The sequence below is a fragment of the Capnocytophaga sp. oral taxon 332 str. F0381 genome (assembly GCF_000318275.2).
In the GTDB taxonomy this organism is placed as follows: Bacteria; Bacteroidota; Bacteroidia; order Flavobacteriales; family Flavobacteriaceae; genus Capnocytophaga; species Capnocytophaga bilenii.
Genome location: NZ_KB291340.1, coordinates 411 through 1,610 on the forward strand (window position 1 = coordinate 411; position 1,200 = coordinate 1,610).

A 1,200-nucleotide genomic window follows, 5' to 3' on the forward strand; every position below is an offset into this window, starting at 1 on the left:
TCTAAAATACGATTATTAGCATTCTCTAATTGCAAAATACCTGTATCATACCCCATTAAGTTCTTTGAACGAGGTGTACGATTCAAGTTAATACCATTTTCATCAGTGGCAGTACTATTAAAGAAGTTATTTTTAGGACGTCCTGGGCTGGAAAGTACTTCATTGTTTATTTTATTGGTTGTTATTTTTAATTGGTCGCCTATCCCTGCTACGTCCCCTTCCAAAGAAGCAAAACCAATTTTTGCATTTACAGGTAGTGGTGAAGGCACTGTTTTAAAGCCCTGAATGTTAATCACGGCTGAAGTACTACCATTTACAATAGCAATACCATCAAACAAACTAATATTACGGGCTGGCTTTGTAGCATCTTCATAAATAATAAAGAGTGTCCAACCTGCCGCATACCGAGTAGGAGCTTGCAAATTGGCTACTGTATAATTACCAGCTACACTAGTAAGCTTATCTGTAACATCAGCTATATACACATATATACCATTAACATTGGTAGTTACCAAAGTACCTATAATGTCTTGGTAATTACCATTGTCTATTTTAAACTTTACCCTATCGGTTGTCCCTGCTGAAGAATTATCATTAGAAGCCCAATACAAAAAGGCTTTCTTTACCTTGCGCGGACAAGCACCTCCAGGGTTAGGATCTAATACCCTCGCCGAGCTCGAGTTGAAAGTAGAATTATCATTATCTACATCTACATACTTCTGGTAAAAGTAGTTCCATATATTGGTATCATCATATATAGCAGAACCACCAGGAGGGCTCACCATTGTATTCCCTACGATAATCATATCCCCTTTTACAGTAACACGATATCGCTCTGGAAAGTTGGCTTGCATCTGCCCTATAGCAGTACTAAATAACACCGCTATAAACCAAAAAAAACTAAGTAATAGTAATTGCCTTCTCATACTATTATAATATATAAAAAATTGTTAGATACTTTTTTGTTTAATTATTAGTCGTACACTCCCACTCGTCTCACCAGTCTCACTCGTCTCACCAGTCCCACTCGTCCCACAAGTCTCACTCGCCTCACCAGTCCCACAATCGCCCCCACATACCCAGCTCCAAGCCTTCGCTGGCTTTGGCTCGCACTCTCACCAGTCCCACTCGTCCCACCTGTCTCACAAGTCCCACCTGTCCCACCAGTCCCACAATTCAAAATTCAGAATTCAAAATTCA

Annotated in this window: 1 protein-coding gene and 1 pseudogene; both read right to left on the reverse strand. The window is 39.7% G+C overall.

The window, feature by feature from the left end; translation table 11 throughout:
• Positions 1 to 926: pseudogene (locus tag HMPREF9075_RS13590) on the reverse strand (hypothetical protein); the annotation flags it as partial.
• Between the two features lie 124 nt (positions 927 to 1,050).
• Positions 1,051 to 1,173 carry a hypothetical protein gene (locus HMPREF9075_RS14035; RefSeq protein ID WP_255351861.1) on the reverse strand — a complete coding sequence of 41 codons (123 nt, stop codon included), beginning with the start codon at positions 1,171 to 1,173 and terminating at the stop codon, positions 1,051 to 1,053.
• Positions 1,174 to 1,200: the final 27 nt, after the last annotated feature.